The sequence below is a fragment of the Cupriavidus sp. 01L415 genome (assembly GCF_056400065.1).
Map to the genome: position 1 here is coordinate 196,330 of NZ_JBFTSP010000003.1, position 25,898 is coordinate 222,227.

Consider the following 25,898-nt stretch of genomic DNA (forward strand, 5'->3'; position numbering starts at 1 on the left):
GCGGCCGCATGACGCGGATTGCGGATCTATGCGGATCATTGCCTCATCGACCGTTCAACCTGCCACGGCCTTTCCGCCGCGCATCGCCGGCATAGGACGCCACCAGCAGGTCATGAAACGCTTGCGCCGCAGGGGTCAGTGGCCGGCCGCGGCGGCGGGTCACGCCGATGGTCCGCGCAATCTCGGGTTCGACCAGCGGAATGCTGACCAGGCTTGCCTGCGCGTGCTCCGGCACCGCGAAGCGCGGCACGGCGCCCACGCCGATGCCTTTTTCGATCAGGCTGACCAGCGCGGGCACGTGCCGTACCTCGCACGTCCAGCTGGGCCGGGCCGTCACGGTCGACAACGCCTGGTCGATCAGCATGCGGTTGCCGCTGCCCGGCGCCAGCGTCACGCACTCATGCTCCGCCAACTCCGTCCACGTGACTTTGCGCCGCCGCGCCAGCGGATGGTCCGGACGGCAGGCCAGCACGAATGTCTCCTCGATCAGCGGCTCGAACTCCAGGTCCGGTTCGTGGGTGCCGAGGTAGCTGACACCGAAGTCCGCCTCCGAGCGCGCTACCGCCAGCAGGATCTCGGCCGCGGTCTCGTCGATCAGGCGCACGTGGATACGCGGGTACTGGCGATGGAACTCCCGAACCACGTCCGCCAGGAAATTACCCACAGCGGACGGGATGCAGGCTACCGACACCTGCCCGTACAGCCGGTCCGACAAGTCCATCATCCCGAGTAGCGCGCTCTCCAGTTCGTTCATCACGTGGCGTGCCTTGGGGATGAAGCTGCGCCCCATGGCATTCAGCTCCACCTTGCGCGTGGTGCGCTCGAACAGGCGGAAGCCCAGCGCCTGCTCCAGCTTGTCCACGCGGCGGGACAGCGCGGGCTGGGAGATATGGAGCGCCACCGAGGCCGCCCGGAAGCTCCCCAGGTCCGCAACCGCGACAAATGCGCGGAGGTCAGCGAGATCGAAATTCATTCACTTTCGGCATCAATTAATAGGATATTTGCAATTTACAGCAAATTGGTCCTGGCGGATCATTGCGCAAGCCGGAAGCCAGCGAGGCGTCAACGCATCAATGCCTTGTCGGCAGGACAACAAGAAATCGGAGACATCCATGCTCACCCTGCTTCGCGGCACGCTGGCCGCGTTGGCCGCATTGCCGCTGCTGGCCACGGCGCAACCCAACTACCCTGCCCGCCCGATCACGCTGATCGTGCCGTTTGCCGCGGGTGGCGGCACCGACAGCATCGCGCGGGACATCGCCAAGAACATGGCGGACCGCCTGCACCAGCCGGTGGTCATCGACAACCGTGGCGGCGCCGGTGGCGCGCTGGGCGCGGACATGGTGGCGAAGGCGAAGCCGGACGGCTACACGCTGCTGTTCGCCACCTCCACCTTTGCGACCAACGCGGCGATCGAGGCCAGGCTGCCTTATGACCCGGTCAAGGACTTCAGTCCCGTGGCGATGATCGGTCGCGGTCCGCTGCTCGTGGTGACGTCGAAAGAACTCGGCGTAAAAAATGTGAGCCAGTTGATCGCCGCGGCCAAGGCACGGCCCGAGGGCCTGAACTTTTGCTCGGCGGGCAATGGCAGCATCAACCACCTGGCGGGCGAGATGTTCCGCCAGAAGGTGGGCCTGAACATGACGCACGTGCCGTTCAAGGGCAGCGGCCCGGCCACGGTGGAACTGCTGGCCGGCCGCATCGATGTGTTCTTCGCCACCGTGCCGACCATCCTGTCCTATGTGCACGCCGGCAAGGTGCCGGTGCTGGCGGTGACGAGCGCCCGGCGCTCCGCGCTGTTCCCCAATGTGCCGACGATGGCGGAAGCTGGCGTGCCCGGCCTGGACATCACGACGTGGTGGGGCGTGCTGGCGCCCGCCAATACCCCCGCGCAGATCGTCGACGCGCTGAACCGCGCGGTCAATGACGCCGCCGCCGCGGAGCCGGTCAAGGCGCGACTGGTGCAGGAAGGCGCCGACGCGGTGCGGTTGACGCCGGCCGCCTTCGGCCAGGAACTGAACAAGGAGCTCGCGCTCTGGCGTGGCGTGGCCAGCAACCCTGGCATGCAGCTGAAGTGAAGGCTGGCCCGGCGTGGTTTCAGGATCTACGGATTTACAGCAATTGAGGAGACATCGATTGAACGACACTACCCCCCACGCTACGGGATCCCTTGCCGGACTGCTTTCCGGGTCCGCCGGCGCCATTGACCGTCGCGGGTTCCTGCGCGCCGGCACGGCCGCGCTGGCCTCTGGCGTGCTCGGCAATGCGTGGGCCGCCGACTACCCAGCCAAGCCCATTACCGTGGTCGTCCCTTATGCGCCCGGTGGGCAGGGCGACGTGTTTGCGCGCCTGATCGGCGAGTGCCTGTCCCGCGTGCTCGGGCAGCCGGTGATCGTGGACAACCGCCCGGGCGCGAGCGGCGCGCTGGGCACACGCATGGTGGCGCGCGCCAGCGCCGACGGCTACACCCTGCTGCTCGGCCAGACCGGCGAGATCGCTGTCAATGGCTCCGCGATGAAGACGCCCGGCTACGACACGCTGAAGGACTTCCGCCCCGTCGCGCTGGCCGGCAACGCGCCACTGATCATGGTGGCGCCCGCGAGCGCACCGTTCAACAGCATTGGCGAGCTGCTGCAGGCCGCGCGCGCCAAACCGGGCAGTATCTCCTACGCGTCCTCGGGCACCGCGACGCCGGGCCACCTGGCGGCGGCCGCGCTGGCCATCGGCACGAAGACCGAGATGATCCACGTGCCGTACAAGGGCGCGGGCCAGGCGATCACCGACCTGATGGGCGGCCAGGTGCAATTTTTCTTCTCCAGCGCCTCCGCGATCATGCCCCACCTCAAGGGCGGCAAGATCAAGCCGCTGGCCGTGGCCACGCCACGGCGCATGGCCGCGCTGCCGCAGGTGCCCACGGTGGCGGAGACGGTCATGCCCGGCTTTGCATTCAGCCTGTGGGGCGGCTACTTCGCGCCGCATGGAACACCGGACGCCGTGGTGACCCGGCTCAATACGGAGATCAACAAGATCATCGCCGAGCCACAGGTCCGCGCGCGTTTCGAGGCGGACGGCAGCGCCGTGGAGCCGCTGTCGCCGGCTCGCTTCGATGCGTTCGTCCGCGCCGAGATCCAGAAATTCGCGCAGCTCGTCAAGCAGACGGGTGCGCATATCGAATAGCACGCAACGCTCACTCTTATCCAGGAATCCAACATGAAAATCGTAGTTCTTCCCGGCGACGGCATCGGCCCCGAGACCATGGCCGCCACGCTCGAGGTTCTTGATGCCGCGTCGGCGCGCTTCAACCTGGGGCTGGAATATGACCACGACGTGGCCGGCCACGACAGCCTGCAACGCCACGGCGCCACCGTCACACCGGCACTGCTGGAGAAGGTCAAGGCGGCCGACGGTCTGATGCTCGGCCCGATGGCCACCTATGACTTCAAGGACGAAGCCAAGGGCGAGATCAACCCGTCCAAGTTCTTCCGCAAGGAACTGGACCTGTACGCCAACATCCGCCCGTCGCGCACCTACAAGGGCCTGACGCATCGCGCGGCGGCGGACTTCGACCTGGTCGTGGTGCGCGAGAACACCGAGGGGTTCTACGCCGACCGCAATATCGAGTCGGGCGGCAGCGAGATGCTGATTACGCCGGACGTGGTGGTGTCCCTGCGCCGCATCACGCGCCTGTGCTGCGAGCGCATTGCGCGTTCCGCCTTCGAGCTGGCCATGACGCGCAAGAAGCACGTCAGCATCGTGCACAAGGCCAACGTGTTGAAGATTGGCGATGGCATGTTCATCGACATGTGCCACCAGGTAGCGAAGGAATTTCCGGAGGTCCAGGTCGACGACTTCATCGTGGACGCGATGATGGCGCACGTGGTGCGCGCGCCGCAGCGCTTCGACGTGATTGTCACCACCAACATGTTTGGCGACATCCTGTCCGACCTGACCGCCGAACTGTCCGGCAGCCTGGGCCTGGGCGGGTCGCTGAACGCCGGACGCGAGCACGCGATGGGCCAGGCCGCCCATGGGTCCGCCCCGGACATCGCCGGCCAGGACATTGCCAACCCGTTCTCCCTGATCCTGTCCGCTGCCCAGTTGCTTGGCTGGCACGGCCAGCGCAAGAACCAGCCGGGCTTCCTGGCGGCGGCGCACGCGATTGACGAGGCGCTGGTCGCCGCGGTACAGGCCGGCGAGGTCACGCGCGATGTTGGCGGCAATCTGGGCACGGCGGCCACGGGCCGGGCCTTTGCGCAACGGTTGCTGAAGGCCTGACACCATGGTCGGGGACATCACGAACGGTGCCGGCGTCATGGCCGGCATGGCGATGCCGCCGGGCGCGTGCGACTGCCATACGCATGTGATCGGCCCGCGCGCCGGATACCCGATGGTCGAGGACCGGCACTACACGCCGGGCCCGGCCTCGCACGAGGACTTGCTGGCCCACCTGTCCCGCCAGGGACTGCAGCGCGTGGTGATCGTGCAGCCTAGCGTCTACGGCACGGACAACCGCTGCATGCTGGAGAGTCTCGACCGCCTGGTGGGCGCCGGCCGAGGTGTCGCCGTGGTGGACGACAGTATCGACGTGAGCGCGATGCGCGACATGCATCGGCGTGGCGTGCGCGGCCTGCGCATCAATATGGAGAGCGCGGGCCTGCGCAATGCGGATGCCACGTATGCCATGCTCGAGCGCTGGGCCAACCGCGTCGCACCGTTCGGCTGGCACCTGCAGTTGTACGCGGCGCTCGACGTCGTCGCCGCGCTGGCCGGACGGCTCGTGCAGTTGCCGGTACCGGTGGTGATCGACCACTTTGCGATGGTACCGGCCACGATGGCCCATGACGATCCGCGGGCCGTGGCCTTGCTGGCGTTGCTGCGATCGGGCAATGCCTATATCAAGCTGTCGGCACCTTATCGGCTGGACATCGACGGCCTGGGGGGCGATGCCGCCAGCCAGGCTATCGCCGCCTGGGCGGGGGCCTTCCTGCGGGTGGCGCCGGCGCGCGTGCTGTGGGCCAGCGACTGGCCCCATACGGGGCGCGACCCCGGCAAGGCCGCACACGAGGTCAGCCGCTACCGCGTGCTGCCAGACGGCATGCTGGCCCGCACGATTGCCGATTGGTTTCCCACGCCAGCACTGCGGCAGCAGGTACTGGCGGACAATCCCGCGCGCCTCTACGGTTTCTGAGCGGCACGGCACGACTGGAATGACTGGCATGACGCCAGACGACTGATCGATCCATCCGTGCCCTGATCGGGTCACATCGCATGAAATGAGGGCCGGCAGGACTTGCCGGCCCTCATTTCATTTATCGATCAGAAGTTGTGTCGCAAGCCCAGCGTGCTGCCGATCTTGCCACCAACCACGCCCTGCGACTTCAGCAGCGTGTAGGCGCCGGCGATGCGGTTGTAGTCCACTTCCAGGTAGGCCGTGGTCCGCTTGGAGAAGTAGTAGTCGATGATGCCGTAGGCGGTGGAACGGCTGCCGCCGGGGTCGCGCTGCCAGTCGCGGAAGCCGCCGACGCCGACGCGCCAGGCGGCATTGGGGTTATAGCTGAAGCCCGCGATGGCGACGTCGTTGCGCACATCGGCCGTGCGGTAGCGAACGCCCATGTAGCCGAGCGTTGCCTTGAACGGTCCGAAGCCATACCCTCCGCCGAGCCCCCATACGTTGCGCGTTTCCTTGCCGTCAGCACTGTTCAGGCTGGCGAACGTGCCCGCCACCCTGGCACCCCCACCCTCGTAGGACAGCGCCACGCCACCGCCCGAATTGGCGCGCGAATTGCCAGCGGTCTCGCCAAACGCGTAGTCGGCGCCCAGCCGGAAATTGCCGAAGCTTTTCTCGTACTTGACCGCGTTGTCCTGGCGGTTGCCGGTGTAGTTGGCGGCGATGATCAGCGTGTCCAGGTTCGGGTTGCCAAATATCTGCGCGTTGGCCATGGCCTGGTAGGCCACCGAGTACTGGCGGCCAAAGGACAGCGCGCCATAGCGGCTATCCATCCCCACGAATGCCTGCCGGCCGAACAGCCGGCCCTGCCCGTTGGTGGAGACCTGCGTGTAGCCGGCGCTGGCGCTGCTCTGCAGCGAGTTGCCGGTGCCCATGTCCATGCCGGCTTCGAGCTCGAAGAACGCGCTGGTGCCGCCACCCAGGTCTTCGCTGCCCCTCAGGCCGAAGCGCGAGCCGAAGACCGGACCTTCCGACAATTCGAGCTTGCCGTTCCTGGCAGCATTGGCGTTGGTGGCATATCGGACGCCGGCGTCCAATATGCCCCAGAGCGAGACGTTGGATTGCGCGTGCGCCGCGCCGCTGAAGCAGGTGGTTACACCGGCGATGGCCAGCGGCACCAGCGGCCCCGGACAGGTAAAGCGTACCTTCATATGAACCCTTCCCTTTCTTGATTTGGCGTCCTCGCGGACGTGATGCCGGCTTTCTCCGGACAAAAGGCCGCCCGCACGCCATGGGCAGGCGTGTTGGGCAGCAAGACGTGTGTAAGGTGGGTGCCACCGCCGCGGCGGCGATGCCTGCTGGCTCACAGGCATCGGCTGGCGGCGCGCCGCCCGGGCGCGCGTGGCGTGTGGCGCGGAGAAGTTCTACTGCGCGGGCGCCACCGATGCGCCGTGGATGTCGTGGCGCCTGAGGGCATCCGCGACGAAGCCGCTGGCCTTCATGTCTTCCACGAACTGGCGCAATATCGCGACGGCAGCTTCGCTGCGCGCCTTGGGCAGGCCCATGGCTTGCTGGATGACCATGAAGCGACCCGGCAGCAGGCGCAGGCCGGGAATGCGCGCGGCATCGGCCTCCAGCTGCTGGCGCACGCCGGCCGCGACATCGAACTGCTGGGAAACAAAGGTGTCGACCACCGTCGGAGAAGTGGGCGCGCGCACGATCTCGGCGTGCCTCAGTTCACGCGTGAGATACAGGTCATACGCACTGCCCTTTCCGACCGTGACGCGCCGGCCCGGCTGGTCGACCTCCGCGTTGTCGCGCAGCGGTGATTCGTTGCGGACCAGGTAGGCGCCCTCGATCAACACATACGGCGCGGTAAAGGCAATGCCCGCGCCGCGCACGGGGTCGATGGCGAAGAACCCGAAATCGGCCTGCTCGTTGGTGACCGCGTCGACGGACTTGCCGGCCGAGTCGAACACCTCCAGCGCGACGGGCACGCCGAGCCGGCGCGCGAACTCGCGTGCCAGGTCGATCGAGACGCCGAACGGCTGACCTGCGGCATCGAGGTTGGCCAGGATGGGATTACCGACGTTGATGGACGCGCGCAGGACCCCGCCGGGCGCCAGCTCGGTAACGACATCAGGGGCGACAGTGCCCGGGAAACTTGGATTCAAGGTAGTCATGACTTGACCGCAGTGGTGGAGATCTCTAGTGCGGCGCGCAGCACAGATCGATTAACGTGGTTTGCTCAAGGCTTTCGGAGAACCAGGCGGCGATGGCCGCGCGGCGCTCGCCGATATATTCCGGCCGCCCGTTCTCATCCAGCCGCATGCTCAGGTCGTGGCCGGGAATCAGCACCGTGCCCGGCACCTGCTTCCAGTAGCGCCAGATGGTCTGCAGCGACCGCTCGCTGACCGCATGGTCCCCGCTGGCGTCCACGTGGCCCGACAGTAGTTCCGCACGGTTCTTGGCGGCATCGCCGGTGAACAACACGGGTATCTCGTTGGCCGTAAGGTGGAAGACCATGTGGCCCGGGGTATGGCCGGGCGCGTCGATGGCCCGCAGGCCGGGCAGGAATTCCTCGTCGCCGTGGATGCGCGTGACGCGGCTGGCGCTGGCCAACTCCTTCACGTACAGCTCCGGCAGCGGATTGAACCCCGGCGGCTGGCTGGCGGCCCAGTGCAGCTCGTCGGCGCCGACCCACACGGTGGCCTGCGGGAACAACGTGAAATTCACCGCGTGGTCGTAGTGCGCGTGGGTCAGCACCACGTCTGTGACAGCCTCCGGGGCGACGCCGTGTGCTTTCAGCTGTTTGCCTAGCTCGCGGCGCACGCCGAACGCACCGACATCGAGCAGGATGGTGCGGCTGTGGCCGCGCAGCAGCGTCACCGTGCTCCAGCCCAGGCCGCCGTGGCAGACAGCCTTGCCGGGAAAGCCCTGGATCAACACATCGATTTGGTACATGGCTTAGTCCGCTTTGATGTTGGCGTCCTTGATCAGCTTTGCGTACATCGCCGATTCGGACCGGATGACCTTGGCGAACTCCGCCGGCGAGCTGCCGACCAGCTCATTGCCGCCCTCGGTCACCAGCCGCCGGATCACGTCCGGGGACTTGAGGGCCTGCACCACAGCCTGGTGCAGGCGTTCGATAATGGCCGGGTCGGTCCTGGCGGGCACCATCAGGCCCTGGAACTGCGTGATATCAAAGCCCTTGTAGCCGATCTCGCTCATCGTCGGCACCTCGGGCAGCCCGGCCGCGCGCCGGGTGCCCGACACCGCGAACGCGCGCAACTTGCCGCCGGCGATCTGCGGCACCGTGGTGACCACGGTATCGAACGTGAACGACAGCTGGCCGCCCAGCAGGTCCGCCAGCGCCGGCGCGCTGCCCTTGTACGGTACGTGCGTGAGCTGGGTGCCGGTCATCGTGCCGAACAGCTCGCCGGCCAGGTGGCCGCCGCCGCCGATACCGGTGGAACCGTAGCTCAACTTGCCGGGGCTGGCCTTGGCCATGCGGATCAGATCCTGCACATTCCGGATCGGCGAATTTTTTGCCACCACCAGCGCGTACTGATAGGTGGTGATCTGGCTGACCGGGGCCAGGTCCTTGATGGGGTCGTACGGGACCTTGGCGTACAGCGATGGGTTGACCACGATCGGGCCGCTGGCCACCAGCAACAAGGTGTAGCCATCCGGCGCGGCCTTGGCCACCGCGTCCGTGCCGATATTGCCGTTGGCCCCGCCACGGTTTTCCACGACGACAGGCACACCCAGCGTCTCCGCCATCTTCTGCCCGACCACGCGCGCGGTAATGTCCGCCGCGCCACCAGCCGCGTATGGCACCACCATCCGGATCGGCTTGTTGGGATAGGCTTGCGGTTGTGCCTCGACGGCACCGCTCAGGACGGCGCCGCCCAGCAGCGCCAGAATGGCCGCTTTCTTCATCGATGTCTCCGGATCTTCTTTTAGCGAGTGTTGTGGATCAGGCCATAACGCGGCCGGCGTGGTGCTTCAGCAGCGCGATGACGGCGGGATCCAGCGCGATGCCCTCGGCACGCTGGCGCGCCATGTTGGACAACTCGATTTCGCCGGGCACGATCACCGGCTTGCCGGCCTCCGCGGCGGGGCTTGCATGCAGGATGGCGGCGAAGTCCTTCATGCGGTCGGCCAGCCATTCGGTGGAGCCCAGGCGGCGCGTATCGATCAGGATGAAGAAGTGGCCGAGGTTCTGCGGCTCGTCCGGTGCGTCCACCCACGACTTCACGTGTGTCAGGTAGGCCGCGTTGGACAGCAGGCCCGCGAACAGGTCCACCAGCAACGCGAGGCCATAGCCCTTGTGACCGCCGATGGGCAGCAGGAAGCCATCCAGCGCGGCGCGGGCATCCGTGGTACGGCGGCCATCCTTGTCCGTGGCCCAGGTGTCCGGAATGGGCTCGCCAGCCTTCAGCGCGTTGCGGATCTTGGCGCGTGCCACCACGCTCATCGCCATGTCCAGCATGAAGTGCGCACCATTGGGACCCGGCACGCCGAAGCCCAGCGGGCTGTTGCCCAGGCGCGCGTCGCTGCCGCCCCATGGCGCGATGGTGGTGGTGGCGTTGCTGCCGATCATGCTGGCAAAACCGGCCTCGGCGGCCATATGGCTGTACGGCGAGATCGGCCCGAAATGGTTGCTGCCGCGCGCGAGCGCCATGCCGATGCCGCATTCCGCCGCCACTTCCATGGCCGCGCGCAGCGCGTGCATGCCGACCAGGGGGCCCACGCCGTTGCCGCCATCCACCTTGACCAGGGCGGGGGCCACGCGGTCGACCTTGATATCGGGACGCGCGGCAATGCCGCCGACATCCAGGCGCTCACCATAGGACTCCACGCGGCTCAGGCCGTGCGTGCTCAGGCCAAACAGGTCGGCCATCACAAGGATGTCGACCACATCCCCGGCATCCGCTGCAGTCAGCCCGAGGCCCTGGAACGCCTGGCGGCCCAGTTCGCGGAGCGATGCTTCCGGCATGGTGATCCGGTTGTCGGTACGTGCATTCATAGTGCTATCCAGATTGATAGAAAGAAGACTTTAGAGGGTCAAAGCGTCTAGTTGGCCTTCACGTGGGCGCTGCGCACCACGTCGCCCCAGCGCTTCTGTTCGGTCCGGATGAACCTGGCGAAGGCCTCGGGTCCCTGCCCGACGGCCGTGCTGGAGTCCTCCGCCAGCCGCTGCCGCACCGCCGGGCTGCCGAGTGCCTTGAGCGCTTCCGCGTGCAGGCGCTCGATCACCGGGGCCGGTGTCTTGGCGGGCACCATCAGGCCGAACCACTGGGAACTCTCGAAGCCCGGATAGCCCTGCTCCGCCACGGTGGGCACATCGGGAATCGCCGGCAGGCGCTCGGCCGATCCCACCGCAAGGATGTGCAGCTTGCCGGCCTTCACATGGGGCAGGAAACCGGGCAGGCCGGCGGAGGCGGCATCGATATTGCCGGCCAGCAGGTCGGTCATCTGGGCGCCGGTGCCCTTGTAGGGCACGTGGACCAGGTCCGCGTGCGCGGTGACCTTCAGCATCTCGAAGGCCAGATGGCCGGCGCTGCCGTTGCCCGCCGATCCGTAGGTCAGCACGCCGGGTTTCGACTTCGCCAGAGAGAGGAATGCGGGCAACGAGCCGGCACGGACATTCGGGCCGACGGCAAACACCATCGGCACCTTGGCCAGCAGCGTCACCGGCATGAAATCCTTCAACGGGTCGTACGGCAGCTTCGGCATCATGGCCGGATTGACCGCCAGCGTGCCCACGTGGCCGAGCACCATCGTGTAGCCGTCCGGCGCCGACCGCGCGGCGTCCTGCATCGCAATCACGCCCTGCCCGCCTCCCTTGTTGTCGACGATGACCTGCTGGCCGAGTCCCCTGGACATTTCGGCTGCGATGGAACGCGCGATCACGTCGGAACTGCCGCCCGGGCCATAGGGCACGATCAGGCGGATCGGCTTGGCGGGCGCCCAGGCCTGAAGCGGTCCCTGTGGCTGCGCCGTGGCGGGCAGCGCCATCCATGCGACGGCCGTCAGCAGGCCCGACAGGAGGTTGCGGCGGCGTTGCGGCAACGACAGTCCGCTCAGGCAGTGCTGTCGCAGGGAAGGCAGGATAGTGAGACGGCGTTGAACGCGCTCGATTTGCATGTCGATCATCTTTCAAGATGGATGCGAGGTCATCCCGGGTGCCCGTGGGCGCTGTCTCCGTGCCTCGCCGTTTTTCGATGCGCAATGATCGGATCGCATTGTTTCCGTGTAAAGTGCAAAAATCCGATTGATTCTTGCGTTTGACACATGAATTTTGATCTCGCGGATTTGCGTGCCTTCCTGTCGGTGGCGGACCTTGGCAGTTTCCGCGCCGCATCGGAAGTGCTTTTCCTCTCCCAGTCCGCGCTGTCACGCCGCGTGGACAAGCTGGAGGAAGCGCTGGGCGTGGAACTCTTTACCCGCACCACGCGCAAGGTCGAGCTGACCACGGTGGGCCGCGCGTTCGTCCACAAGGCACGCAATGTGCTGAACGAACTGGAAGGCGCGATGCTCGGCATCCGCGACGTGGCCGAACGCCTCTCTGGCGAGGTCACCTTCGCGTGCGTGCCCTCGGCCGTCGGCTACTTCCTGCCCTCGGTCGTCGAGGAATACCACCGGCGCTACCCCCGCATCCGCCTGCGCGTGATGGATGTCTCATCGGCCGATGTCCTGTTGGCGGTCACGCGCGGCGATGCCGACTTCGGCCTCACCTACATCGGCACGCAGGAAGCCGACATCGAATTCCTGGCACTGATGGAGGAGACCTTCGTCGTGGCCTGCAAGAGCGGCCACCCGCTGGCCAGCCGCAAGAAACTGAACTGGTCGGAGCTGGGCGAGTACGACTACATCACGCTTGCCCAGGGCAGCGGCAACCGCTTCCTGATCGACCAGGCCCTGGCCCGGCTACCGGAACGGCCCCGCTGGTTCTGCGAGGTCCAGCACGTGCCCGCGCTGGTGAGCCTGGTGCAGGCGGGGATTGGCATCGGCGTGGTCCCCCGGATGGCGCTGCCGCCGGATGGCCACAAGGCACTGGCGGCGATTCCGCTGTCGGATCCACGGGTGACACGGACGCTGGGATTGATTTCGAGACGCGGACGCGCGCTGCCGGCGGCGGCGAAGCTGCTTTATGACTTGCTGGTGGCGTCGAAGGGGGGACGCAAGAAGGGAAAGGTTCGACGGGATGTGGCGTGAACAGGCTGGAGGCAAATCCGGATGTCAACTGAGGACCTGGCATACGGCATCCCGAGTCCGCCGTCTGCTGCCCCGCAATGCTCCGCCCGAAGCGACTGAAGCGCGAAAATGAGCCGCGAAAAGCCGCAAAAAAAGAGCCGCAGTACGTGGGACGAACCGCGGCTCGCGCTGCGACCTCGGTCGCGGCGCATCAGAAAGCAGAGAGATCAAAAAGGCTTTGCCACTAGCGGCTCGACACCTTCAGGTCATCGCGGACCGAATCCACGCCTTCCACCGACTTGACGGCGTCCACCGCCATCTGCTGCTGTTCCTTGCTCGGGACCGTACCGGTCAGGTTGACCACGCGATCCTTGGTCTTGACGTGGATGCCCGTGGACTTGAGGTCCTTGGTGGCCAGCAGCTTCGTCTTGATCTTGGTGGTCAGGGCACTGTCAGTGACGGCCTGCTTGGCGTGGTCGACGCTCGGATCGGTCGTGGCGGCCGGACGCTGTTCCTTGTCGCCATCCGTGGCCGGTGCCATGGTGGTGCCGCGACTGGTGGTGTCAGCCACCTTCATGAGTCCACCCGCCTCCAGCGCCTGGGCGCCTCCGGCAGCGACAAGTCCCACGGTAATCAGGGCGATACGAAGCTTCTGCGAAGTGTTCATGGCGCAACCTCCTTGTTGGCGTTTCGCTAGGTTCCTCTGCATTGCTGTACACAACAGCCGGTGAGCGGCCGTCATGGGGGGAATCTGCAAATAGCGTTCCACAGCCTTCCAGCGAAGGGACCCGTCCGCGAGACAAGCCCTGCAACGGCAAATCCGCTTGTGATGCGGCCACCACCGTCGCGCGGCATGTAAAAACACCGCACGGTTGTAAATCGGCACAAGGGAGATGACGGGAGGTGACGTGCATGCGTTACCTGCCTGGCTGGCAGATGCCATACCGCACACATTCCGGCCGTGGCACGCGGCTTGCACGGATAGCGATGCGGCAGCCTCGCCGCGAAATGCAGACAGCAGGAGACAGCAATGGGACAGCAGCAAGGTAACCAATCCCAACCGGGCCAAAAGCAGCATGAGCAGCAGCAACCCGGCCAACGCGGTAACCAGCAAGGCGGCCAGCAGGATCAGCAACGTCAGCAAGGCGGCCAGATGGGCAACCAGGATCAACGCTCCGGCCAACCCCAGCAAGACACCGGCCGTCAGCAAGGTCAGCAAGGTCAGCAAGAAGGCAACAAGCAACAGCAGGACAAGAGCCGTCAGCAGTAACTGACGTAACCGACGGCCGGGTCCGGCACCTTTCGGTCTCGTGGCGACATCTCCACGGTTGTCGCGGCACGCTGCAGGTCAACAGCGTGCTTTCTGACACGGGCCTCGCCGGAGCATCCGAGAAGGGTGTTCCGGCGCCTGCATTCCGGCCAGTCTTTCCGGCCACGCTTTCGCACGGCTGAATTCGCTCAGCCCTCTCGTCTTTCACCGAACGGTCACCGATCCGTCACCGAACAGTCATCGATCCTTCACCGATCTTTCACCGGATATTCTCGTCCCAGTAGGACTCGACCTGCCTGACCAGATCGGGCGGCAGCGACACGTAGTTCTCCACGCGCGTGTCGGCCTGCCCGTCGTTGAGCGCCCATCGGAAGAAAGCCAGCGCACTCCGCGTCGCCGCGGGGTTTTTGGCCGTGCGGGGCATGATCACGAAAACGACTCCGGCAATCGGCCACGCGTTGGCGTCAGGTGCATCTGTTGCCACCTGGTAGAAATCCGCGCTCTTCTGCCATGCGGCGGACGCCACCGCATCACTGAACGATTCGCGCGTGGGTGTCACATAGTTGCCGCCGCGATTCTGCACGGACGCGTAAGACAAGCGGCGCTGCAACGCGTATGACAGTTCGACGTAACCGATCGACCCCTTGACGTTCTTCAGGTAGATGGCCACGCCGTCATTGCCGTTGGCCCCGATGCCCACGGGCCATTTGACCGTGGTGCCGGCGCCGACGCCGTTCTTCCATTCAGTGCTGACCTTGGACAGGTAGTCCGCCCAGTTGAACGTGGTGCCCGAGCTGTCGCTCCGATGGACCACGACGATCCTTTGCGCCGGAAAACGGATGCCGGGATTGATCGCGGCGATAGCGGGGTCGCTCCAGTCATTGATCTTGCCAAGGAAGATATCCGCAAGTAACGGGCCGGTCAGCCGCACCTGCCCCGGTGCGATGCCGTCCAGATTGATCACGGGCACCACGCCGCCGATGACCAGCGGAAACTGGGCCAGGCCGGCCGCGCGCAGCTCCTCGGGCTTGAGCGGCATGTCCGAGGCGCCGAAATCGACGTTCCCTGCCTTGATCTGCTTGATGCCGTTGCCCGACCCGGTCGCTTGATAGTTCACCTGCTGGCCCGTCTTGACGTAGTACGTGGCCGCCCATTTGGCGAGCATGGGGTAGACGAAGGTCGAGCCGGCGCCGGTCACTTCGCCGGCGCGGGCCGCGAAAGCCGTGACCGCAATCAGACCGCCGATACACAGGCGCCGCCACACGCTCCCGCCAATCCGGTTACCGTTCATCGTCCCCTCCGCACGGGCGACGAGCGTCGCCCCGCGTGAATTCTCCAGAATAGATTCACGGCCGCGACGCTTGCCGAACTAATTTGAACGACGGCCCGAACTGTGTTGGGAAGGGGAGACAACTACGCCGTGCCGGCGGCGATGCGCGCACAAACCGGAGGCTGGGTCAGACGATGCGCGGCGCGGACACCGTTGCGCGCCGTTCGCGGGCGCGCAAGATCAGCGCCAGGATCGCCCCCAGCGTGCAAAGGGCCGAACTCAGCAGGAAGGCCCGCCCGCCCACGCTGGGAAACAGGAAGCTGCCAAGGTAGACGCAGAAGGCCGTGAACAATCCCCCACATGCGGCGTAGACGCCGGTGCCACTGGACAGCACCGCCGCCGGGACGCGCGTACGGATGTACTCAGCGGCACCAAGCTGGGTCAGCGCCAGCGTGGCCCCCTGCAGCAACTGGGCGACGATCGCCACGTCTACCCGTGGCGCCAGGCCGATAAGCGTCCATCGCAATACGCCGGCCATGCAGGCCAGCGCGATAAGCCCGGGCGCCGCGACGCGCGCGACGATGCGGCCGCTCACGCTGAACACCACGATCTCCGCGACTACGCCCAGCGCCCACAGGTAGCCGATCACCGAGGCCGGAAACCCCACGCTTTTCCAGAACAGCACGCTGTAGCTGTAGAAAAACCCGTGGCATGCCTGCGACACCGCCGCGCTGCCCAGCAGCAGCGCAAACCCCGGCAGCCGCAGCACCTGCATCACCGGGCCCCTGACGCGCTGGCCCACGCGCACGCTGTCGCCCGGCAACGTCATGGCAAACAGCCCCTGCGCGATGTAGGCGACGAGGAGCACCCACGCGATGACGCCTGCGCCAGCACGATCGATCAGCCAGCCCAGAATGACCGACATCGCCACCACGGACATCGATCCGGCGCTGCGCAACCGCCCGAAGTTGAATCCGTAGCGCGACACACTGCCCAGCGCGATGGATTCGCTCAACGACAGGCTGGTCGCACACGCGCGCATGGCCAGGAAGACCAGCAGCACGCCCACGAACCCGTCCACCGCGAACAGCAGCCCCGCGCTGGCCACGGAGCCGGCCACCAGCGCCAGCAGGATGGTCTTGCGGCTGCGCGCCTGATCCGCCATCGCGCCAACCAGCGGGTTGACCACCACGGCCAGCGCGCTGCCCAGCGCCAGCACCAGTCCGGTCTGCCGGTCGGTCAGCCCTTGCGCGCGAATCCACAGCGGAAAGAAGCTGATGATGATGGCGACCGGCGCGTAGAGCGCCACGTAGTAGAGGTAAAACGCGGCCACGGGGCGGCGGGCCGCGATGGTGGGTGTTGGCGCAGGTGCAGTCACAGGTCGGGCAGGTGTGGCGGGCCTGGCGGCAGACCAGGCGGTTCAGGTGGACAAGTCAGATGAGGCAATGGGTCACGGTGGCGGATCAGGTCGGGCGCGGGTTCTGTATGGGCACCTGGCGCGGCAGCAGTTCGCGCATGCAGGATTCGCGCGCCTGGACGCCGGCCGTCATCACATAGGGATAGATCGACTTCATCAGCGCGCCGAACCCATTGCCGTTCAGGAAGGCCGCGATCTGGGGCGCTTTTCCGAACCGGTTGGCCTCCTCGATTTCGGCCTGCGTGAAATAGCTGGGGTCCATCGGCTTGTTCTCGATCACCAGTTCGATCAGCTTCATGCCGAAGCTCGATTCGAACACCGTCGCCAGCTGGTCCATCAGCGCCGGGTCGGTAAAGGTCATCGCAAACGCGGGACGCACGACCTGCTCCAGGACCTCGGGCGACAGGCGCGCGTAGGTGCAGGCCTTGAGCTTTTCCTTGGGAATCGAGCCGATCCTGTCCGGCATCCTGGCAAACGCGCGGTCCATGCCAATTGTCATCAGCCGCGCGAAGTTCATCGCCCGGACCAGCCGGGTCAGCGAGGCATTGAGGTCGGCATCCGCGGGCTTGGCGGCAGCGTTGTCGGAGGGCGCGGCGGGGGAGCTGGCGGACGCCGGGTCGCGCGGCGCCGGCATCAGGGTGCCAGCCCGGACCGGATTGCCCGGCATGACGACGATGACCAGAACGGCGAGAACAGCGAGCACGGCAGCCGGCACGGCGGCCAGGCGGGGCAAGACGCGGCGGCAGGTGACCCACATGATGAATTCTCGCGATTGTTCTGCGCCGTGGCCATCCGGAGTATCGAAGCCTGGCATCAGGCGGGCGGCGCGGGCGGGGTTTCCAGCGATTGTAGAGGGGATAGGCGGTTCGTGGTGGAGCGCATCGTGGGGCACCCCACTCCGGTGAGCCCACATTCTGGCAACGCACTCAAGCCAGCCGGTCGGATACCTTGAGGATGGCCTGGCGCCATACCTCGCGCTGGCGGGCGAGATAGTCGACGGCCTGCTCGCCGGTCAGGCCGAGCGGCTCCGCGCCGTCCTGGCCGAGCCGGCGTCGCAACGCCGGATCTTGCAGCAATCGCGCGAATCGCCGCGACAACGCCACGCACTGGGCCGCCGATACGCTTGGCGCGGCCAGCACGCCATACCACGCGTCCTGACGCATGCCATCCACGCCCAGTTCGGCAAAGGTCGGCACCGAGGGCGCCAGCGGGCTGCGCACCGCGCCGGTCACGGCCAGCGCGCGCACCCTGCCCTGGCGCATCAACGGCAGCGCCGCCTGCAGCGTGCTGACGAGCATCGCCACGTGGCCGCCCTGCAGGTCCACCAGCGCACGGGCACTCCCCGGATATGGCACGTGCGTCATCGAAACGCTGGCTTGATGGCACATCAACTCCCCCACGAGATGCGCGCTGGAATGGACCCCCAGGGAGGCGTAGACGAGCTCGCCCGGCCGGCGGCGAGCCTCGGCCAGCCGCGCCTGCAATGCGGTGCGGGCATCCGCCTCCCGCACCCGCCTGCCATCGCCCGCCATCAGCAGGACATGGGGCGTGCTCGCGACGATGGCAATCGGCTGGAGCGGTGTGGCGGGGGGTTCCGGTGCGGCCGCGATCAGTGGACTGATGCTGACCGACCCGACGGTGCCCAACAGCAGCGTCTGCCGATCGGCGGCGGCCCGCGCGGCTTCATGCAGCGCCACCTGGCCCGCGGCGCCCGGCCGGTTTTCGACGATGATGGTGGCGCCGTCCGCGCTCAGGCTGTCGGCCAGCAGGCGGGCGATATGGTCCGCGCCGCCGCCGGCGGCATAGCCCACCAGCAGGTGCATGACCGTGTCCGTCGCGACGGCGGGCCGCCACGGCGCGGCGAGCGGCCACAGCGCCAGCCCGCACAGCAGGCGACGGCGGGCGAGGTCAGGCGCGATGGCAGGCGTGATAGCAGGCGTGTGGACGTGCGTGTGGGCGTGCGCGGCGTCACCCCCGCACGGAAGTGCGCGGACGGGCGTGCTGGAAGGTCCGCTGAAAGTCAGGAGAGCCGGCAGGATGGCTTGCGCCCCGCCGTGCGCGCGGCGTGCGCGCCGGCCGGACCGCCCGGGCGAGAACATGGATGGGAGACCGCGAATCGGATGGCCGGCATCCTAGCACCGCCCCAACGCGGCCGCCGCCCGGACAAACCCGGTCCGGAGCGCATCCCCATGCGTTCGGGATGCGTTCGCGATGCGCCCGGGAAGCGCCTGCGATGTCCCAGGACGCCTCTGGAGCGCGCCCTGCATGTGCCCGGGTGTGCCCGGAACGCATGCGGGACTTGCTCTCGATCCGTCCGCAATCTGCCCGCGATCTGCCCGCAATCCGCCCGGGAAGCGCTTCAGCGTTGCGGCGTGCGGCAGGCGGCGCCGGAAGGATTGGCGGCCGGGTCCAGGCCGAACACGGCGCGCGCGCCGCACTGGGACCCGAACACGCGCGCCTGGTCGTGCCCCACGCCTACCACTTCGAACGCCTGCCGCGTGCTCGCCTGCCCCGGCTTGGCCAGGAACTGCTCGTAGCGCAGGTAGCCGCGTGCGCGCTGCAGGCGCGTCGGGCCTTCGGCTTCCGCGCCGCACGCCTTGTCCAGCACGCGATGATTGGGATCGTTGTCCTCGGCCCCCACCATATAGGTCACCTGACGCTGCATGTAGCGCTGGTAGAGCGCCATACCATCGGCGCCCCGCGCATAGGCGACCATGTCCTGCATGCCGTAGCGGTACTTGTTGTAGTCCGCGCAGGTGGCAGTGCTGTAGGGCGCGAAGCGCTTGTATTCCGGGGCCACCGGCCGATCCGGTGTGAAGTAAAGATAGGACGACGGGTTGGCCACCACGTAGCGCAGGTCGATGCCGCGCGCGCGGACCTTTTCGTCCACGTTGTTGAGGACCGCGTAACGGTGCACGATCTGCGCGCCGCCGGAGTGGCCGGCCACGGTGACCTTGGTGACCGCCGGGAACCGGCCCTTGTCCGTGACGTAGGCCACCAGGTCGTCCAGCACCTGCAGCGAGCTCACGCCGGCGCCCGGCCCGGACACCGCGTCTTCACCGCCGATCCAGCCCTGCGTGGTCCACACCGGCATGTTGTCGAAATGCTTGGCGGCGTCTGGCGTGCCGGGGAAGTTGGGCGCGATCAGCAGGACCTCGTCAGGATTGCGGCCGCTGGCCTTCAGCAATTCCGCCCCGGCCGCGTAGTAGTCGTCGCCATTACGCTGCAGGCCATGCTGGACGAACACCACTTCGCGAATCCGGCTCATATCGCCGCCGAACGGATGGTTGGCATAGACGGGGAAATCGTAACCGGCGCCGGCACCGAGATGGACGCGCTGCCATTGCGGCCTGGCGGCCTTTGTCTGGGCGGCCGGGGCCGCGGGCGTGCTGGCGCATCCCGCGACGACCGCGACAACCGTCATGGCGGTCATGGCGGTCACGGTGGCGGCCAGCAGCGTGGCAGCGGTGGCACGCGGACGAGCGTGGGGCATGGTGTGTCTCCTGATTCCTTGATGTCGGTCCCGTCGCATCGGGCAAAACGCCAATACTAGGCCCGACTGATGCGCAAGTAAAATATATGCATTCCTGTCGACCCATACTTTATACATATTGATACCGCCATGGAACTGAGACACCTGCGTTACTTCCTTGCCGTGGCGGAGAGCGGTTCCGTCACACGCGCCGCCGAACAGCTCGGCATCCAGCAGCCCCCACTCTCCCAGCAACTCAAGGCGCTGGAAACCGAACTCGGCGTGACGCTGTTCGATCGCCAGCCGCGCGGCGTGGCGCTGACGGCCGCGGGCACGGCCTTGCATGCCGATGCGACCGACCTGTTTGCCCGGATCGAACAGATGCGCGCGCGCATGCAGCGGATGGCGCGCGGCGACGAAGGCGCGCTTGCCATCGGCTTCACCAGCTCCGCCGCAGCCCACAAGCTCACGCCCGAGGTGCTGCGCGCCTGCCGCCGACAATTCCCGCGTGTGGCGCTGTCGCTCACGGAACGCAATGCCGCCGAAGCCATCGAGCAACTGGCCGACGGCACCCTGAGCGCGGCGCTGCTGCGCGCGCCTGTCCAGCATCCGGACGGTGTGCGCTTTGACTTGCTGCTGGAGGAAGAGATGGTGATCGCGCTGCCACTGGATCACCCGCTGCTGCGCGAGCGCGCGGCGGAGGGCATCGCCGCCGGCACGCCGGTATCGCTGCGCGCGCTGCAGGCGGACCCCTTCATCCTGGTGCGCCGCCCCGGTGCGCCAGGGATGTATGGGGATCTGCTGCGCGAGTGCGAGGCGCTGGGTTTCACGCCGCACGTGGGCGCGGAAGTGGAGCGCATGCTGACCAACCTGAACCTGGTGGCCGCCGGGGCCGGAGTCAGCGTGGTGCCGGCATCGATGGCGGGCCTGAATCGCCACGGCGTGGCGTACTGCCGCATGGTGGAGGCCGACCGCCTGCGCGCGCCGCTGACGCTCGGTTATCGCGAGGCCAATACCGATCCGGCACTCGCGGCGCTGGTGGCGCTGACGCACCGGATCGCGGCGCGGCATCGTCGCAAGGGCGACGACGACCTGTGACGCCGCCGGGCGCCGGCWTTTTTTTGCCGGCGCCCGGCCCCTTCCGCTACGGGAGGCGATGCAGTTCAGTACTCAGTTCAGCAACCCGAGTTCGAGCCGCCCCGCCGACGTCCCGATCAGCAGCCCGCTGTTGACCAGGTACGATCCGACCACACCGCCCGACGCACCGATCACGCCCAGCACCGGCTGGTTGTAGGTCAGCGTGCCCGACACGCCGTTGCGTACGATGCTGGTCCCGTTCAGGTCGGCGCTGACCTGGCTGCCATCGGTCGCCATCACGCGATACGAGCCATCGGCCGCGCCCGTCGCCAGCGGCAGCGTGGGCGGCTGCGTCGCATAGACGTTCATGCCGTAGGCCGTGGCCGACCGCGTCAGGATCACGGGCACCGGCACCCCGTTGACCATGCCGCTGATCAGCGACCCGCTCAGCACGCCATCGCCAGCGGCAATCGTCCCGCCCACGAAATAGTCGAACGCATTGCGCGCCGCATTCCAGACGATGTAGCCCTTGGTCGTATTGGCGCAAGCCGCGTCATACAGGATGAATCCACCCGTGGCCGTGGCCGCGCAGGTCTGCCACGTCGCCGCCGATGACCGCAGCCGCGCCGAGCCCGTGCGCACCGTCACCGATCCGTCGGCCACGGCCGTCTGGATGCCGTTGACGTTATAGATGTCGGCAACGGCCTTGAAGTCCGCCGAGACATTCCGGAACGCCACCAGTGGCAGGAAGCCAGCGCCCGAGACCGGTTTGACCCCGCCCGCCAGCACCCCGCCGCCGGTCAAGGTAAAGCGCGCCCCGTTCTCGTCGCTGGCATAAGTGCAGCCTCCCTGCGAGACGAGCTGGCCGGACCGCGTGGTCCCGGCCGTCCGCTGCAGGCTGGCATCGATCTTGACGGTGTACTGGAGCGTGGCCGGATCGATCTGCACCGTCAGCTCTTCCCCGCTGGTATTGCCGCCCTTCCACGTTGTCACCGCCGACGGCATGTTCAGGCACGACTGCACGACGCCGGTCGCCCCTTCGCACGTGTAGTTGATCGCGGCATCCGCGCTGCCCGATCCCTTGAACTTCGGCCACGACGGATACTGGCACAGCGGGCGCGTGCGGCCATAGGTTCCCGCATTGGTGTCCATGACCGTGCGCGTGCCGGGGGCCACGCCCATTTCCACCCAGTTTTCCAGCGCGGTCAGCGAATTCCACGCCGGCAGGAAGCTGCCCGTGCCGTGGCCCATGCCGGGCACCGTGTAGAAGCGGATGCCGGTGTCGACGGCCGCCTGCCCCACGCGCGCCGCCACGGCCTTGAACCAGGCGATGGTGGAATTCGGGCTGATGACTTCATCGGCCAGGCCGTGCAGGAGGATCAGGCGGCCTCCCTTGCCAAGAAACGCGGACAGGTCGGGATTGGTCGCATCGGTCAGCGCGGAAACGGCCTGCACGCGGGACGTCCAGCTGCCCGGGCTGGCGGGGTCGAACGTCAGCGCATCGAACGTGGCGTTGCGGGTGACGAAGAATTTCACCCACTGGTCGCCCGTCACGTACATGTTGGCATCGGCCGTCGTGGCCGGATTGCCGGGCACCACGCGCGTGCCGAGGTCACGCGTCGTGAACGGGCCCGCCACCAGCGCGCCTTCCATCAGGTTGTAGCCACCGGCCACGGTGACGCCATTGGCCAGAGGATAGGTCAGCTGCAACGGCTGTTCGATGGCCTTGACGGTCGCGATCTGCGCGTCGGACAGGCAGGTATCGCCCGCATCCGTGCCACCCGGGCAGCGCAGGCTGGCCAGCACCGTCATCGCGCCGACACGGCAGCCTTCCACGTTGCTAACCACCTTGTCGGCCACGCCATCGAGCGCGTCGCAGGCGGCCATCGCGGCGTTTTGCACCAGCAGTGTCTTGTTGATGTTGAGCCAGCCGGCACCGCCGTTCAGGTACAGCGCCCGGCCGACGGCCACGTTGGACAGCCGCGTGCCCGTGTAGTTGAGCGCCGGCTCGTTGGCGATCACGCCGTCGTAGTCGGCGGGCCAGCGCTGGATGTAGGAGAGCGCGTCGCGCCCGCCGGTCGATGTCCCCAGGAAGTAGGCGCGCGTGGGGGCCTTGCCATAGCGCTGCTTGATCAGCGCGATCGCGACATCATGGGTCTTCTTGAGGGTGTCGCCGCCATAGTTGGCCAGCGCTTCGTCGTTGGCCGCGAATCGGCCATCGGTGATGCTGGTGCTCTGGTGGCCGGAATCATCGCCCCAGGTGACATAGCCCCGCGCGAGCGGCGCAGGATCGTCGGGCACCGCAAAGCGCACGGTCTCAGTGCCGTCGATCAGCGCACCATCAAACCCGCCACCGCCAAACTGGATGCCCTTGCCGTTCCACTGCGAGGGCAGGTTCACCGCGAAGTTGATGTTGGACGCCGACGCATCCACGGGCGCGATGGCCCCGCGCACCTGGCAGTACTCGCCCAGCGTGTTGCCGGCGGCGTCGGCGGCAATCAGCGTGGCCGCGTTGACGGTGGCGCCGCCCGACGCAAGCGTCAGGCTCGATGCCGGCAGGCTCACGCCATTGAGTGCCGTGCAGGCCACCTGCGCGCTCAGCGCGGGGCCCGTGCTACCGGGGGCATCCTGCCCGGGTCCCGTAGGGCTGTTCGACGTCGAGGCCGCGGGCGCGTCTTCGCCACCGCCGCAGGCGGTCATCAACGCAGTGGCCGCCAACGCGGCCGCCAGCAGCGCGCCGCGCCGCCAGCCGGTGTTTCCGGATTTCATTCGGGTCTCCTCCAAGCGCATCCGGTACTTGTGCCGGATTGCTGGAGCGAGACGGTATCACCGGGGGGTGGCCACGTAAAATATATGTCTCATCGGCCATCCATATTCAGTAAATATGGAATTGGAGACGCGGAACGCCTTCAGTCTTGAGGAGTAATTTCCAGGCGGGTGAGGTCAAAGCCGCTCTGCGCCAGCCTGCCCAGCAGCGCCTGATAAGCCTCACGCTCCACGTGCGGCGTCCGGGACAGGATCCACAGATACTTGCGGCCCGGCTCGCTGACCGCGGCAAGCTTGTAGTCCGGATCGAGGTCGATCACCCAGTAGTCACCCCAGACCATCGGGATGAACGACAGCCACACCGGCACGAAGCGCACTTCCAGTTTGGGCGAGTCGGGAGATCCGACTGAGCGGGCCACGCCATCGGCCTCGTCGGTGGTGCCATCCTGCTTGCGGCAGCGATTGACGACCGCGACGGTGCCGTTTGGCCTGGCCGTGTACTGTGCGGTGACGTGCCCCACGCATTGGCGCTGGAAGCGGTTGCCGAACCGGGCGATCTCGTACCACGTGCCCATATAGCGCGACACGTCGAGTTTCTCGATGGTGGCCAGCGGCTGCGGTTGCGGGTCGGCAGCCACCGTATCCGCGCTGGCTGGCGTGGCGAGCGCGGACGCGACGAAGGCCAGCGCCAGCGGCAGCCACGCGAATGCCGATCGCCGCCTGCCCCGGCCATTGCCGCCCTGCCGGTTGGTGTCCCGGCCGATGTCCCGTCTGTGGATGCCCTGTCTTTTCATGCCGGCTTTCCCCTGGCGCCCCGGCCCGCAGGGCCGTCAGGCAACATCGGCATTGTCCATGAACGGCTGCGCCCTGCGCTGTCGGCGCGGGGCTGATGCCGGCATCGGCGTCGTCCTACGCGCCCGGGTGCCGCGCGGGTCTACTCGCAGGGCAAGCCGACGTAGTTCTCCGCCAGCGACTTGCACGCGGCTTCGGACCCGACCAGGTAATCAAGCTCCGCCTGCTGGATGCGATGCGCGAAGTCATCCGCATCGGGAAAGCGGTGCAGCAGCGAGGTCATCCACCACGAGAACCGCTCCGCCTTCCACACGCGGCGCAGGCATTTCTCCGAATAGGCATCGAGCTCGCGCGCGTCGTCGGTATGGTAGAGGCCGATCAGGCCATCGGCGAGGTACAGCACGTCGCTGGCGGCAAGGTTCAGCCCCTTGGCCCCAGTGGGTGGCATGATGTGCGCCGCGTCGCCAGCCAGGAACAACCGGCCGAACCGCATCGGCTCGCAGACAAAGCTGCGCAGCGGCGCGATGCTCTTTTCGATACTCGCGCCCGTGACCAGCGCCTCCGCCGCTTCGGGATCAAGCCGGCTGCGCAGCTCGTCCCAGAAGCGCGCGTCGGACCAGTCCTCCACCTTCTCGCACGACGGCACCTGCACGTAGTAGCGGCTGCGCGTTTTGGAGCGCATGCTGCAGAGTGCAAAACCGCGTTCGTGGCTGGCGTAGATCAGCTCGTCGGCGACGGGCGGTGTCTCCGACAGGATACCCAGCCAGCCGAACGGATAGATGCGCTCGAAGATGCGTTTCGACGTCTCCGGCACGCTGGCGCGGCTGACGCCGTGAAAACCGTCGCATCCGGCGATGTAGTCGCAGGCTACCTCGTGCGCGACGCCGTCCTTGCGATAGCGCACCTTCGGCCGCGCGGTGTCGAAGTCGTGCAGCGAGACGTCATGCGCCTCGTACACGATTGGCATGCCGGAAGCCTGCCGCACCGCCATCAGGTCGCGCGTGACTTCCGTCTGGCCGTACACGGTGACGCTGCGGCCAATCAGCGCCTGGAAGTCGATGTGATGGCGCGATCCGTTGTACGAAAGCTCGATGCCGTGGTGCACCAATCCCTCGGCATGCAGCCGCGCGTCGACGCCCGCGCGGGTCAGCGCATCGACCGTCACGGATTCCAGGATGCCGGCACGGATGCGGCCGAGCACATAGTCGGGGCTGCGCTGTTCGATGACGATGTTGTCGATGCCCGCGACAGTCAGCAACTGGCCGAGCAACAGGCCGGCGGGGCCGGCGCCGACGATGGCGACGCGCGTGGAATGGGCGATATGGGAGCCATTGGGGGCCATGGCGTGTCTCCTGATGTGATGTCGTTTTATGGATCTGTTGGACCTAACGATAGAGGTTCCGCCCCCCGGCCGGAATGGACAGATCGAACCAACAACAGGAAAATCCGAACATTGCCGGCCTG

Annotated in this window: 23 protein-coding genes; 7 read left to right on the plus strand and 16 right to left on the minus strand. The window is 67.0% G+C overall.

Annotated features, from left to right (window positions below; all coding sequences use genetic code 11):
- Positions 1 to 43: 43 nt before the first annotated feature.
- Positions 44 to 973: a LysR family transcriptional regulator gene (locus AC1DOX_RS08570; protein ID WP_441616602.1), complete on the minus strand. Its 930-nt coding sequence runs from the start codon at positions 971 to 973 to the stop codon at positions 44 to 46.
- A 139-nt stretch (positions 974 to 1,112) separates the two neighbouring features.
- Here AC1DOX_RS08570 and AC1DOX_RS08575 point away from each other — a divergent pair, with 139 nt between their 5' ends.
- From AC1DOX_RS08575 to AC1DOX_RS08590, 4 genes are read left to right on the plus strand one after another with little or no spacing between them, the layout of a single operon-like run.
- Positions 1,113 to 2,078: a tripartite tricarboxylate transporter substrate binding protein gene (locus AC1DOX_RS08575; protein WP_441616600.1), complete on the plus strand. Its 966-nt coding sequence runs from the start codon at positions 1,113 to 1,115 to the stop codon at positions 2,076 to 2,078.
- A 58-nt stretch (positions 2,079 to 2,136) separates the two neighbouring features.
- Positions 2,137 to 3,177 (plus strand): Bug family tripartite tricarboxylate transporter substrate binding protein, encoded by a 1,041-nt coding sequence (locus AC1DOX_RS08580; RefSeq protein ID WP_441616598.1) that lies wholly within the window; start codon positions 2,137 to 2,139, stop codon positions 3,175 to 3,177.
- Positions 3,178 to 3,210: 33 nt separating this feature from the next.
- Positions 3,211 to 4,275: an isocitrate/isopropylmalate dehydrogenase family protein gene (locus tag AC1DOX_RS08585; protein ID WP_441616596.1), complete on the plus strand. Its 1,065-nt coding sequence runs from the start codon at positions 3,211 to 3,213 to the stop codon at positions 4,273 to 4,275.
- A gap of 4 nt (positions 4,276 to 4,279) precedes the next feature.
- Positions 4,280 to 5,188, plus strand: coding sequence for an amidohydrolase family protein (locus AC1DOX_RS08590; protein ID WP_441616594.1), 909 nt, complete (start codon positions 4,280 to 4,282; stop codon positions 5,186 to 5,188).
- 128 nt (positions 5,189 to 5,316) lie between these two features.
- On the opposite strand, the gene AC1DOX_RS08595 is transcribed toward AC1DOX_RS08590, so the two are convergent.
- The 6 genes from AC1DOX_RS08595 to AC1DOX_RS08620 form a co-directional block, all read right to left on the minus strand.
- Positions 5,317 to 6,378 (minus strand): porin, encoded by a 1,062-nt coding sequence (locus tag AC1DOX_RS08595; RefSeq protein WP_441616592.1) that lies wholly within the window; start codon positions 6,376 to 6,378, stop codon positions 5,317 to 5,319.
- Positions 6,379 to 6,591: 213 nt separating this feature from the next.
- Entirely contained in the window at positions 6,592 to 7,350 is a 759-nt protein-coding gene (locus tag AC1DOX_RS08600; RefSeq protein ID WP_441616590.1) for an ABC transporter substrate-binding protein, read from the minus strand.
- Between the two features lie 25 nt (positions 7,351 to 7,375).
- Entirely contained in the window at positions 7,376 to 8,131 is a 756-nt protein-coding gene (locus tag AC1DOX_RS08605) for an MBL fold metallo-hydrolase (protein WP_441616588.1), read from the minus strand.
- A gap of 3 nt (positions 8,132 to 8,134) precedes the next feature.
- Positions 8,135 to 9,109: a Bug family tripartite tricarboxylate transporter substrate binding protein gene (locus tag AC1DOX_RS08610; protein ID WP_092137157.1), complete on the minus strand. Its 975-nt coding sequence runs from the start codon at positions 9,107 to 9,109 to the stop codon at positions 8,135 to 8,137.
- A gap of 37 nt (positions 9,110 to 9,146) precedes the next feature.
- On the minus strand, positions 9,147 to 10,199 hold the full coding sequence (locus AC1DOX_RS08615; RefSeq protein WP_441616586.1) for an Ldh family oxidoreductase: 1,053 nt from the start codon (positions 10,197 to 10,199) through the stop codon (positions 9,147 to 9,149).
- Positions 10,200 to 10,246: 47 nt separating this feature from the next.
- Positions 10,247 to 11,191, minus strand: coding sequence for a Bug family tripartite tricarboxylate transporter substrate binding protein (locus AC1DOX_RS08620; RefSeq protein WP_441616905.1), 945 nt, complete (start codon positions 11,189 to 11,191; stop codon positions 10,247 to 10,249).
- A 276-nt stretch (positions 11,192 to 11,467) separates the two neighbouring features.
- On the opposite strand from AC1DOX_RS08620, the gene AC1DOX_RS08625 reads away from it, so the two are divergent.
- Positions 11,468 to 12,391, plus strand: coding sequence for a LysR family transcriptional regulator (locus AC1DOX_RS08625; protein WP_441616584.1), 924 nt, complete (start codon positions 11,468 to 11,470; stop codon positions 12,389 to 12,391).
- Positions 12,392 to 12,614: 223 nt separating this feature from the next.
- On the opposite strand, the gene AC1DOX_RS08630 is transcribed toward AC1DOX_RS08625, so the two are convergent.
- Complete coding sequence (locus AC1DOX_RS08630; protein WP_441616582.1) at positions 12,615 to 13,037, minus strand: BON domain-containing protein; 423 nt, start codon at positions 13,035 to 13,037, stop codon at positions 12,615 to 12,617.
- 363 nt (positions 13,038 to 13,400) lie between these two features.
- Here AC1DOX_RS08630 and AC1DOX_RS08635 point away from each other — a divergent pair, with 363 nt between their 5' ends.
- Complete coding sequence (locus tag AC1DOX_RS08635; RefSeq protein ID WP_441616580.1) at positions 13,401 to 13,640, plus strand: hypothetical protein; 240 nt, start codon at positions 13,401 to 13,403, stop codon at positions 13,638 to 13,640.
- A 259-nt stretch (positions 13,641 to 13,899) separates the two neighbouring features.
- Here AC1DOX_RS08635 and pstS read toward each other — a convergent pair whose 3' ends face one another.
- The 5 genes from pstS to AC1DOX_RS08660 form a co-directional block, all read right to left on the minus strand.
- Complete coding sequence (gene pstS / locus AC1DOX_RS08640; protein ID WP_441616578.1) at positions 13,900 to 14,931, minus strand: phosphate ABC transporter substrate-binding protein PstS; 1,032 nt, start codon at positions 14,929 to 14,931, stop codon at positions 13,900 to 13,902.
- 166 nt (positions 14,932 to 15,097) lie between these two features.
- Positions 15,098 to 16,243: an MFS transporter gene (locus AC1DOX_RS08645; RefSeq protein ID WP_441616576.1), complete on the minus strand. Its 1,146-nt coding sequence runs from the start codon at positions 16,241 to 16,243 to the stop codon at positions 15,098 to 15,100.
- Positions 16,244 to 16,373: 130 nt separating this feature from the next.
- The gene (locus AC1DOX_RS08650) at positions 16,374 to 17,084 is read right to left on the minus strand and encodes a hypothetical protein (protein ID WP_441616574.1); all 711 of its coding nucleotides are present in this window, start codon (positions 17,082 to 17,084) and stop codon (positions 16,374 to 16,376) included.
- A gap of 169 nt (positions 17,085 to 17,253) precedes the next feature.
- Positions 17,254 to 18,426 (minus strand): Bug family tripartite tricarboxylate transporter substrate binding protein, encoded by a 1,173-nt coding sequence (locus AC1DOX_RS08655; protein WP_441616572.1) that lies wholly within the window; start codon positions 18,424 to 18,426, stop codon positions 17,254 to 17,256.
- Positions 18,427 to 18,686: 260 nt separating this feature from the next.
- Positions 18,687 to 19,820 (minus strand): hypothetical protein, encoded by a 1,134-nt coding sequence (locus tag AC1DOX_RS08660; RefSeq protein ID WP_477101264.1) that lies wholly within the window; start codon positions 19,818 to 19,820, stop codon positions 18,687 to 18,689.
- 129 nt (positions 19,821 to 19,949) lie between these two features.
- On the opposite strand from AC1DOX_RS08660, the gene AC1DOX_RS08665 reads away from it, so the two are divergent.
- Positions 19,950 to 20,897, plus strand: coding sequence for a LysR family transcriptional regulator (locus AC1DOX_RS08665; protein WP_092137149.1), 948 nt, complete (start codon positions 19,950 to 19,952; stop codon positions 20,895 to 20,897).
- Between the two features lie 72 nt (positions 20,898 to 20,969).
- Here the strand turns inward: AC1DOX_RS08665 and AC1DOX_RS08670 are convergent, their stop codons facing one another.
- The 3 genes from AC1DOX_RS08670 to pobA all read right to left on the minus strand — a co-directional run bounded on the left by AC1DOX_RS08670 (position 20,970) and on the right by pobA (position 25,776).
- Positions 20,970 to 23,645 (minus strand): tannase/feruloyl esterase family alpha/beta hydrolase, encoded by a 2,676-nt coding sequence (locus tag AC1DOX_RS08670; RefSeq protein WP_441616570.1) that lies wholly within the window; start codon positions 23,643 to 23,645, stop codon positions 20,970 to 20,972.
- A 140-nt stretch (positions 23,646 to 23,785) separates the two neighbouring features.
- Positions 23,786 to 24,436, minus strand: a complete 651-nt coding sequence (locus AC1DOX_RS08675; protein ID WP_441616568.1) for a lipocalin family protein — start codon at positions 24,434 to 24,436, stop codon at positions 23,786 to 23,788.
- Positions 24,437 to 24,576: 140 nt separating this feature from the next.
- Entirely contained in the window at positions 24,577 to 25,776 is a 1,200-nt protein-coding gene (gene pobA / locus AC1DOX_RS08680; protein ID WP_441616566.1) for a 4-hydroxybenzoate 3-monooxygenase, read from the minus strand.
- Positions 25,777 to 25,898: the final 122 nt, after the last annotated feature.

What these genes read in the sequence shown, in the direction of transcription:
- AC1DOX_RS08570 (WP_441616602.1), bottom strand. Translation starts at nt 973, where the DNA reads ATGAATTTCGATCTCGCTGACCTCCGCGCATTTGTCGCGGTTGCGGAC.
- AC1DOX_RS08575 (WP_441616600.1), top strand. Translation starts at nt 1,113, where the DNA reads ATGCTCACCCTGCTTCGCGGCACGCTGGCCGCGTTGGCCGCATTGCCG.
- AC1DOX_RS08585 (WP_441616596.1), top strand. Translation starts at nt 3,211, where the DNA reads ATGAAAATCGTAGTTCTTCCCGGCGACGGCATCGGCCCCGAGACCATG.
- AC1DOX_RS08590 (WP_441616594.1), top strand. Translation starts at nt 4,280, where the DNA reads ATGGTCGGGGACATCACGAACGGTGCCGGCGTCATGGCCGGCATGGCG.
- AC1DOX_RS08595 (WP_441616592.1), bottom strand. Translation starts at nt 6,378, where the DNA reads ATGAAGGTACGCTTTACCTGTCCGGGGCCGCTGGTGCCGCTGGCCATC.
- AC1DOX_RS08600 (WP_441616590.1), bottom strand. Translation starts at nt 7,350, where the DNA reads ATGACTACCTTGAATCCAAGTTTCCCGGGCACTGTCGCCCCTGATGTC.
- AC1DOX_RS08605 (WP_441616588.1), bottom strand. Translation starts at nt 8,131, where the DNA reads ATGTACCAAATCGATGTGTTGATCCAGGGCTTTCCCGGCAAGGCTGTC.
- AC1DOX_RS08610 (WP_092137157.1), bottom strand. Translation starts at nt 9,109, where the DNA reads ATGAAGAAAGCGGCCATTCTGGCGCTGCTGGGCGGCGCCGTCCTGAGC.
- AC1DOX_RS08615 (WP_441616586.1), bottom strand. Translation starts at nt 10,199, where the DNA reads ATGAATGCACGTACCGACAACCGGATCACCATGCCGGAAGCATCGCTC.
- AC1DOX_RS08620 (WP_441616905.1), bottom strand. Translation starts at nt 11,191, where the DNA reads ATGGCGCTGCCCGCCACGGCGCAGCCACAGGGACCGCTTCAGGCCTGG.
- AC1DOX_RS08625 (WP_441616584.1), top strand. Translation starts at nt 11,468, where the DNA reads ATGAATTTTGATCTCGCGGATTTGCGTGCCTTCCTGTCGGTGGCGGAC.
- AC1DOX_RS08630 (WP_441616582.1), bottom strand. Translation starts at nt 13,037, where the DNA reads ATGAACACTTCGCAGAAGCTTCGTATCGCCCTGATTACCGTGGGACTT.
- AC1DOX_RS08635 (WP_441616580.1), top strand. Translation starts at nt 13,401, where the DNA reads ATGGGACAGCAGCAAGGTAACCAATCCCAACCGGGCCAAAAGCAGCAT.
- pstS (WP_441616578.1), bottom strand. Translation starts at nt 14,931, where the DNA reads ATGAACGGTAACCGGATTGGCGGGAGCGTGTGGCGGCGCCTGTGTATC.
- AC1DOX_RS08650 (WP_441616574.1), bottom strand. Translation starts at nt 17,084, where the DNA reads ATGTGGGTCACCTGCCGCCGCGTCTTGCCCCGCCTGGCCGCCGTGCCG.
- AC1DOX_RS08655 (WP_441616572.1), bottom strand. Translation starts at nt 18,426, where the DNA reads ATGTTCTCGCCCGGGCGGTCCGGCCGGCGCGCACGCCGCGCGCACGGC.
- AC1DOX_RS08660 (WP_477101264.1), bottom strand. Translation starts at nt 19,820, where the DNA reads ATGCCCCACGCTCGTCCGCGTGCCACCGCTGCCACGCTGCTGGCCGCC.
- AC1DOX_RS08665 (WP_092137149.1), top strand. Translation starts at nt 19,950, where the DNA reads ATGGAACTGAGACACCTGCGTTACTTCCTTGCCGTGGCGGAGAGCGGT.
- AC1DOX_RS08670 (WP_441616570.1), bottom strand. Translation starts at nt 23,645, where the DNA reads ATGAAATCCGGAAACACCGGCTGGCGGCGCGGCGCGCTGCTGGCGGCC.
- AC1DOX_RS08675 (WP_441616568.1), bottom strand. Translation starts at nt 24,436, where the DNA reads ATGAAAAGACAGGGCATCCACAGACGGGACATCGGCCGGGACACCAAC.
- pobA (WP_441616566.1), bottom strand. Translation starts at nt 25,776, where the DNA reads ATGGCCCCCAATGGCTCCCATATCGCCCATTCCACGCGCGTCGCCATC.